The 7,775-nt window shown below is 64.1% G+C and carries 8 protein-coding genes and 1 other RNA gene; 4 read left to right on the forward strand and 5 right to left on the reverse strand.

Going from position 1 to position 7,775, the window contains the following annotated elements; genetic code table 11:
- Positions 1-74 precede the first annotated feature (74 nt).
- Entirely contained in the window at positions 75-743 is a 669-nt protein-coding gene (gene rpiA, locus ACY693_RS11015; RefSeq protein ID WP_462321874.1) for a ribose-5-phosphate isomerase RpiA, read from the reverse strand.
- Between the two features lie 179 nt (positions 744-922).
- Between rpiA and ilvA the strand changes: the two genes are divergently transcribed.
- On the forward strand, positions 923-2,452 hold the full coding sequence (gene ilvA / locus ACY693_RS11020) for a threonine ammonia-lyase, biosynthetic (protein ID WP_462321875.1): 1,530 nt from the start codon (positions 923-925) through the stop codon (positions 2,450-2,452).
- A gap of 31 nt (positions 2,453-2,483) precedes the next feature.
- Here the strand turns inward: ilvA and ACY693_RS11025 are convergent, their stop codons facing one another.
- From ACY693_RS11025 to ACY693_RS11040, 4 genes are all read right to left on the reverse strand, one after another.
- The gene (locus ACY693_RS11025; protein ID WP_462321876.1) at positions 2,484-3,071 is read right to left on the reverse strand and encodes a 5-formyltetrahydrofolate cyclo-ligase; all 588 of its coding nucleotides are present in this window, start codon (positions 3,069-3,071) and stop codon (positions 2,484-2,486) included.
- A 26-nt stretch (positions 3,072-3,097) separates the two neighbouring features.
- A non-coding RNA gene (ssrS, locus tag ACY693_RS11030) (6S RNA) lies at positions 3,098-3,283 on the reverse strand.
- Between the two features lie 13 nt (positions 3,284-3,296).
- The gene (locus tag ACY693_RS11035) at positions 3,297-3,659 is read right to left on the reverse strand and encodes a cell division protein ZapA (protein ID WP_462321877.1); all 363 of its coding nucleotides are present in this window, start codon (positions 3,657-3,659) and stop codon (positions 3,297-3,299) included.
- The gene (locus tag ACY693_RS11040; protein WP_462321878.1) at positions 3,659-3,868 is read right to left on the reverse strand and encodes a TIGR02449 family protein; all 210 of its coding nucleotides are present in this window, start codon (positions 3,866-3,868) and stop codon (positions 3,659-3,661) included. Before ACY693_RS11040 ends, ACY693_RS11035 begins: the two co-directional genes overlap by 1 nt.
- Before the next feature lie 220 nt (positions 3,869-4,088).
- Between ACY693_RS11040 and ACY693_RS11045 the strand changes: the two genes are divergently transcribed.
- The 3 genes from ACY693_RS11045 to ubiH all read left to right on the forward strand — a co-directional run.
- On the forward strand, positions 4,089-4,913 hold the full coding sequence (locus ACY693_RS11045; RefSeq protein WP_462321879.1) for a UPF0149 family protein: 825 nt from the start codon (positions 4,089-4,091) through the stop codon (positions 4,911-4,913).
- Between the two features lie 3 nt (positions 4,914-4,916).
- The gene (locus ACY693_RS11050) at positions 4,917-6,305 is read left to right on the forward strand and encodes an aminopeptidase P N-terminal domain-containing protein (protein ID WP_462321880.1); all 1,389 of its coding nucleotides are present in this window, start codon (positions 4,917-4,919) and stop codon (positions 6,303-6,305) included.
- Positions 6,306-6,450: 145 nt separating this feature from the next.
- Positions 6,451-7,775: 2-octaprenyl-6-methoxyphenyl hydroxylase (gene ubiH, locus ACY693_RS11055; protein WP_462321881.1), on the forward strand; the 1,325-nt coding region annotated here is incomplete at its 3' end.

Raw genomic sequence — 7,775 nt, forward strand, 5'->3', positions numbered from 1 at the left:
ATGCTCCCGGCGACGCTCCTCGAAGGCAACCGAAAATCCTGCGCAATTCGGTATGAGCTTTTCCGGCAATCGCCTTAGGCGGTGACCGTCCGCGGCCCTTCGGCAGAGCCGAGGATGAGCAGGTCGGCGGGCCTGATCGCAAAGATACCGACGGTGACGACGCCGGCAAGATTGTTGATCTGCTGCTCCAGCGCCATTGGCTCCATGATCTGCAAGCCGTGGACGTCCAGGATCAGGTTTCCATTATCGGTGGTGAAGCCCTCGCGCCAGACCGGGTTGCCGCCGAGCTTGACCAGCTCGCGGGCGACATAGCTGCGGGCCATCGGGATGACCTCGACCGGCAGCGGGAAACCGCCGAGCACCGGCACTAGCTTGCTCTCATCGGCGATGCAGACGAACCGCTCGCTGGCGGCAGCGACGATCTTCTCGCGCGTCAGCGCGCCGCCGCCGCCCTTGATCAGCTGCAAGGCCTTGTTCGACTCATCCGCGCCGTCGACGTAGAGTGACAGGCCGCCGGTGGCGTTGAGGTCGAGCACCGGGATGCCATGTGCCTGCAGTCGTTGGCTCGAGACCTCGGAGCTGGAGACGGCGCCATCGATTCGGCCCTTGATGGTGGCGAGGAAATCGATGAAATGATTGACGGTCGAGCCGGTGCCAACGCCGATCACGCCACCTTCGACATGGCTCAGTGCGGCCTCTGCTGCCTGTTTTTTCAATTCGTCCTGGCTCTGTGCGGGGTCCATGGCCGATCCTCAACAGCGATGTAGTGATGAATGGAGTCAGCGCCTGCATGATGGTTGAATCTGCAGCGCCGGCAGCGGTCTGCTACTTAAGCCGGCAGTATATCAAAGGCCTTTCGGTCCCATCTGTCGTATCCTGCGACCTTTTGCCGCCGCGCGGCGCTCCTGTCTGTCTAACCGTCATGCTGCACGCCTACATCGAGCGCATTCTCAAGGCTCGCGTCTACGATATCGCCATCGAGTCCCCGCTGACCCTGGCCAAGAGCCTCTCGCGGCGCCTCGGCAACCAGGTCTTGCTCAAGCGCGAGGATCTGCAGCCGGTGTTTTCGTTCAAGCTCCGCGGTGCCTACAACAAGCTGCGGCATCTGCCAGCTGCTGCGCTGGAGCAAGGCGTGATTGCGGCATCCGCCGGCAATCACGCGCAGGGTGTCTCGATGGGCGCCTCGCACCTGGGGATTCAAGCAGTGATCGTGATGCCCAAGACCACGCCGGGGATCAAGGTGGACGCGGTCAGGAATTGGGGCGCGAAGGCGGTGCTGCATGGAGATTCATTCGATGAGGCCTATGCGCACGCGATGGAGCTGGCCGCTGAGCGCGGCTTGACCTTCTTGCACCCCTTCGATGATCCGGACGTGATTGCCGGGCAGGGCACCATCGGTATGGAGATCCTGCGCCAGCAGCCGGACCCACCGCACGCGATCTTCGTGCCGGTCGGGGGCGGTGGCTTGATCGCTGGGGTTGCGGCCTACGTGAAGTCGATCTACCCCGAGGTCAGGATCATCGGCGTCGAGCCCGAGGATGCGCCGACCTTGCATGCGGCGCTCGCTGCCGATGAGCGTGTGGTGCTGCCAGAGGTTGGGTTGTTCGCCGATGGGGTGGCGGTGAGACAGATTGGGGAGGAGACCTTTCGGATCGCCCGCGAGACCGTCGATGAGGTCGTGTTGGTCGGCACTGATGCCATCTGTGCCGCGATCAAGGACATCTATGACGATACCCGCGGTATCGCCGAGCCTGCTGGGGCACTCGCGATTGCCGGGCTCAAGCAGTACGTCGAGCGCAGCGGCGTGCGGGAGACGACGCTGGTGGCGATCGAGAGCGGTGCCAATATCAACTTCGATCGCTTGCGTCATGTCGCCGAGCGCGCCGAGCTCGGTGAGCGTCGCGAGGCCCTCTTTGCGGTCGCGATCCCGGAGCGCCCGGGCAGCTTCCATGCGTTTTGCAAGGCGATCGGCAAGCGCCAGATCACCGAGTTCAACTACCGTTATGCGGACCAGCAACAGGCAGTGGTGTTCGTTGGGGTTGAGCTCGGCGGCGGGCTCGCCGAGCGTCACGAGATGATCGAGCGCATCGAGAAGAAAGGTTTCGCCGTCACCGATATGAGCGACAACGAGACGGCGAAGCTCCATATCCGGTTCATGGTGGGTGGGCATGCGCCTGGGGTCAGCGATGAGCGCCTGGTCCGTTTCGAGTTTCCCGAGCGTCCCGGTGCGTTGCTGAACTTCCTGTCCGGGCTCGGTCGGCGCTGGAACATCAGCCTGTTCCATTATCGTAACCATGGCGCCGCCTACGGGCGCGTGCTGATGGGGGTTCAGGTGCCAGACGGCGATCTACCCGCCTTTACCGAGCTGCTGACCAGCTTGGGGTATCCGTTTTGGGATGAGACCGACAACCCGGCCTATCGGTTATTCGCTGGCATCGAGCGCGGCGCCTAAGTCAGATCGCGCGCCGTCAGATTGCGCGCCGTCAGATTGCGCGCCGATAGAGCGCGCGCTCGGTGACCACCGCATCCATGGGGCGGTCCCAGGGCTCGGGCTCGATCGCTTCAACACGCTGACACTCATGAGCGAGGCCGATCAGCCGCGGTCGTTGCCAGTGTCGTCGGTCGCCGAGGAAGGCCAGGCTGCGATCGTAGAAGCCCGCCCCCATGCCAATCCGATGACATTGGGCGTCGAATCCGACCAGTGGCACCAGAATCAGATCCAGGCCCTGCGGGGGCACAATCTGACGGTTTCGCGCAGCGGGCTCGAGGATGTCGAAGCGATTGCGCCTAAGTCGCGACTTGGGGTCGATGCGCACAAACCAGAGCCGGCCCGGGGCGTGCGGGCGCAGCACCGGCAGATACCAACGGCGATGCCCTCGAAGTCGCTCGCGGATGGGCGATGGATCGAGCTCACCCGAAACGGGAAGATAGAGCGCGATGCGCCTTGCCGAGTGTGTCAGGCCGCTGCTGAGGAGCCGCTGACAGACGGCCTCCGCGTGCTCGCGTTGCTCGCGCTGACTCAGGGCGCGGCGCGCGCGGCGCAGGCGTCGTCGAAGCAGGGGGTCGGTCACGATGAGCTGGCGATGGCAAAAGAGAGACACCTCCCACCTGTGCCGGTGCAGTCCTTCGTTCTTGAACCTGTGGGTTCAAGTGGGGACGCTGCATCCAGCTTCAGGCTTTCCGCTCGGGGCGGACATGCACAACGGCCGGATTCTTGGCGTCCCCAGGGTACGAATTAGGCTCAAGAAAATACCCAGGCCGCTGCCGTACACTGCAGGAGATGTCTAAGGCCCAGACTATACCTTATCGTTGGCAGCGTCTAGCCCGGCCGACTCTGGTGCGGGCGAAACCTCGTCGCGGGGCTCGGGGTCAATGGCGTTTGACAAACGTTCCTGAAGAATCTGGAGTCGATCGCGCTGCTGGCTGATCTCGTCGCGCTCTCGCATCAGGTCGTAGATCAGGTTCAGCGCAGCCATGACTGCGATGCGGTCGGCGCCAATGATGCGACCGTTCTGGCGCATCTCGCGCATGCGCTGATCGAGTAGACGGGCCGAATCGATCAGTCCGTGGTGTTCTTCCGGCGAGCATGCGATCCGATACTCCTTGTCGAGGATGCGGATCGTGACGGGCATCGCGCGGCCATCGTCGGATGGGTTCATTACAGTTGCTCCTCCATCGCCTTAAGACGTGCGACCATGGCCTCAAGCCGGCTGCGCGCGAGCTCGGTCTTTTCGATCAGCTCGGCGCGCTCTGCGACCAAGTGCTCTTGACTGGCTCGCAGGGAGGCGTTCTCCTCGCGAAGCTGCTCGCACTTGCGGATCAGCCCGTCGACATGTTGCTCTAGTAGATTGATATCGAAGTCGGCCATGCCGAGCCCCAGCGGAAAAGCTTGTCGAGACTATAGAAGGCGGTCAAGGTTGGGTCAAACCGAGGAATCGATATCATCGAGGCTGCTATCGAACAACATTGTGATGATGCTTGACTCATCAACATCAATCGCTTCAGTCAATGCATTCGGCCTTGAGAATGACCACCAGCCCCATGAGGCTGCTGTCTTGGTCTGATTGGCCCGAACCAACGATCAGGATATGACCATGGTTTCTGCCGCCAGCCCCGATTACGACAGACTGTCGCACTTACTCGCAGGCGCTGAGCTTGCGCCTAGCCCGGCCGAAGCGCAAGGCATACTCTGCGGTCTATTGGCCTTGCATCTGCCGGATGCGTTGGAGCGTTGGCATGCGCAGCTCTTGGCCGACCCCATTGCCGACTCGGACTCAGGACCAAGCGACGGCTCGACTTTGCACTTGGGCGGTGGGTTGGCATCCGATGCCCATGCACCTCAGGCCCCGGTCGATCTGACCTTTCAAGGGCGCGAATCGCCAGTCGAGCATGCCGGCGCCCATCCTTGCTGCGATGATCATGCCCATCATCATGTCATCGGGCACGATCAGGATCATCATCATTCCGAGATCCCTACCGACGGACAGCATCACGCGGATCAAGAGACCGATGCCGCTGAGCGGCGCGCAGCCCTGGAGCAGCTTGCGGCTTGGACGCAAGCCGCGCTTGACCCCACATCAATGGGCTTCGATCTGCTCTTGCCGCCAGACGATTGGCCATTGCACGAGCGTGCGAGCGCGGTCCTGGATTGGGTGCGAGGGCTGCTCTTCGGTCTCACGCTGGGTGGCTTGAGCCACGAGCAGCTGCTCGGACAGGCAGGTGAGGCCTTTGACGACCTCATCGAGCTCACGCGCATGGACCTCGATGCGATTTCCGAGGATGAGGCCGACGAGGAGGCCCTGACCGAGATCGTCGAGTTTCTCCGTGTGGCCGCCATGCTGATCCGCGAAGACCGGGCCAAGGCCTTGATCGATGAGCGCGATCGGCAAGCCAAAGAGATAGGACTGCACTAGACCATGAAAGATGCCCAAACCCACACCCAAGCCCAAACAGGCGCAGCAGGTCCAGCGCCGCTGCCCTACAGCGCGGCCGAGCTCAAGCGGCGCAGACGCGACCTGCTGAAGGCGCTCGGCGATGATGCCGTTTTGTTGCTGCCGGCGGCGCCTGAGGTGATCCGTAATCGCGATGTGCACCATCCCTATCGGCAGTCGAGTGACCTGACCTGGCTGACCGCCTTCCCAGAGCCCGAGGCCGTCGCGGTCCTGGCGCCCAAGCGCAAGGGAGGCGCTTTCGTGTTGTTCTGCCGGCCACATGATCCCGAGCGAGAGATCTGGGATGGCTACCGCTATGGGGTTGAGGGCGCGGTCGAGCACTTCGGCGCCGATGAGGCCTTCCCGATCGGCGAGCTCGACGAGCGAATGCCTGAGATCCTGTCCAACCGGCGCCGAGTGGTCTATCCACTGGGTCTCGATGACAACGTTGATCGACGCGTCATCGGCTGGCTGCGCGCGGTGCGCGGGCTCGCGCGCAAGGGGATCAGCGCGCCGACTGAGCTGGTCAGCTCGGATCAGTATCTGCACGAGCGGCGACTGATCAAGTCGAGATCCGAGCTCAAGCTCATGCGTCGGGCCGCAGCGATCTCTGCCTCAGCCCATCGGCGCCTGATGCAGACCGCGGAGCCTGGATGTGCTGAGCAGCGTCTAGAGGCCAGCTTCCTCTCCGCCTGCGCCGAGCAGGGTGCCCGCTTCCAGGCCTATCCGCCGATCGTCGGCAGCGGCGCCCAGGCGTGCGTGCTGCATTATGTCGAGAATGTGGGTGTCTTGGCCGATGGCGACCTGGTGCTGGTCGATGCCGGCTGCGAGCTTGACGGCTATGCCTCCGATATCACCCGAACCTTCCCGGCCAATGGTCGTTTCACCGATGTCCAGCGTCGGCTCTATGACCTGGTGCTGGCGGCGCAGCTGGCCGCCATCGAGAAGGTGCGCCCGGGCAATCACTGGAATCAGCCTCATAAGGCCGCGCTCAAGGTGCTCACTCAGGGGCTCGTTGACCTCGGTCTGATCAAGCCTGAAGGGGCCGATCTGAAACAGCTGATCAAGGACGAGCGCTACAAGCCGTTCTTCATGCACAAGACGGGTCATTGGCTGGGAATGGACGTGCATGATGTTGGTCAGTACAAGCAAGACGGACGGTGGCGTCGGTTCGAACCGGGCATGGTCCTCACCGTTGAGCCGGGACTGTATATTGCGCCGGATGCTGAGGCACCGGCCGAGTATCGCGGCATCGGCATCCGCATCGAGGACGATGTGCTGGTCACCGAGGGCGATCCCGAGGTGTTATCGGCCGGGGTGCCCAAGGACCCGGAGGCGATCGAGGCGTTGATGGCGTCGGCGCGAAGCGGCTGAGTCGACGAGGAGCACGGATCGCATTGTCAGACCGACCTGCTGAGCGGCAGACTGTGCGTCGCATTCATCCGTGCAGGCCGCGTGAGGCGAGGTCAGGCCGCACCGGGCTGAATCAGGGCGCGAACCGGAGTACCGAGACTTTCCTATGCACGACTATGATCTGGTCATCATCGGCGGCGGCCTGGTGGGCGCGAGCCTCGCCGTGGCACTCGCCGAGACCGGGCTGCGCATCGCCGTGGTGGAGGCGACCGAGCCTAGCGCGGCGACGCACCCGAGCTATGACGAGCGCGTGATCGCGCTCTCGCGCGGGAGTGCGCGCATCTTCCAGGGCATGGGGATCTGGCCGCAGCTCGCGTCCGATGCCGCGCCCATCCTGCAGGTGCATGTCTCCGATCGCGGCCACTGCGGCTTCGCGCATCTCGATGCCGATGACGAAGGCGTGCCGGCGCTGGGCTACGTGGTGCCGGCGCGGGCGATGGGCGCGGCGCTTGGCGCGCGCCTCGAGCTCTTGCGCCCAGGCTGTGTGCAGGGGCTGCAGATCAGCAAAGACCGAGTCAGCCTGGAGGTGGCGGTCACCGGGCAGTCGCGGCTGCTCAGTGCGGCGCTGCTGGTAGCGGCCGATGGTGGGGAGTCCTCGGTGCGCCAGCGCCTTGGGCTCAAGGTGCGCATGCGCGACTACGGCTACGACGCCATCATCGCCACGGTTACGCCGACGCGCATTCCCGCCACGACTCGGCCCGGAACCGCGTTCGAGCGCTTCACCGACAGCGGTCCGTTGGCGCTGCTGCCGATGACCGAGGACCGTTATGGCGTGGTGTGGACGGCGCGACAGGCCGACACGGCTGGCATCCTCGGGCTCTCAGATGATGATTTTATCGAGGCTCTGCAGCGGCGATTCGGCGGTCGGCTTGGCGAGCTGACCCGTCCGAGTCGGCGCATCGCCTATCCATTGCGACTGATGCTTGCCAATCAGCTCAGCCGGGAGCGACTGCTGTTGATCGGCAATGCTGCGCACACGCTACATCCGGTGGCCGGGCAGGGCTTTAACCTCGGCCTGCGCGATGTCGCCGAGCTGGCCGACCTATTGGTCGATGCGCAGCGGACCGCGAAGGACTTGGGCGGGCCGGCGGTGCTCAGGCCCTACCGACAGCGGCGCGCGCCCGATCATGCACTGATTGCGGGCCTCACCGACGGCCTCGCACGGCTCTTTGTCAATCCGTGGGGGCCAGTGCGCCTCGCGCGCAATCTGGGGCTCTTGGGGCTGGACCTCGTGCCACCGGCGCGGCATCACCTGGCGCGTCGCTTCATGGGCGCGATTGGTCGCCAGCCGCGGCTGGCCCGTGGCTTGCGCGCCGAGAGCGCGTTGCCGCCGGCGCCAGTCACCAAGCGGTTACTCGTCACCGAGGCCCCTGATACCGAGGCCCCTGACACCGGGACCCCTGAGCAGGGTCCGACCCATGAGGAGCTGAG

It is taken from the genome of Halochromatium sp. (genome assembly GCF_054919635.1).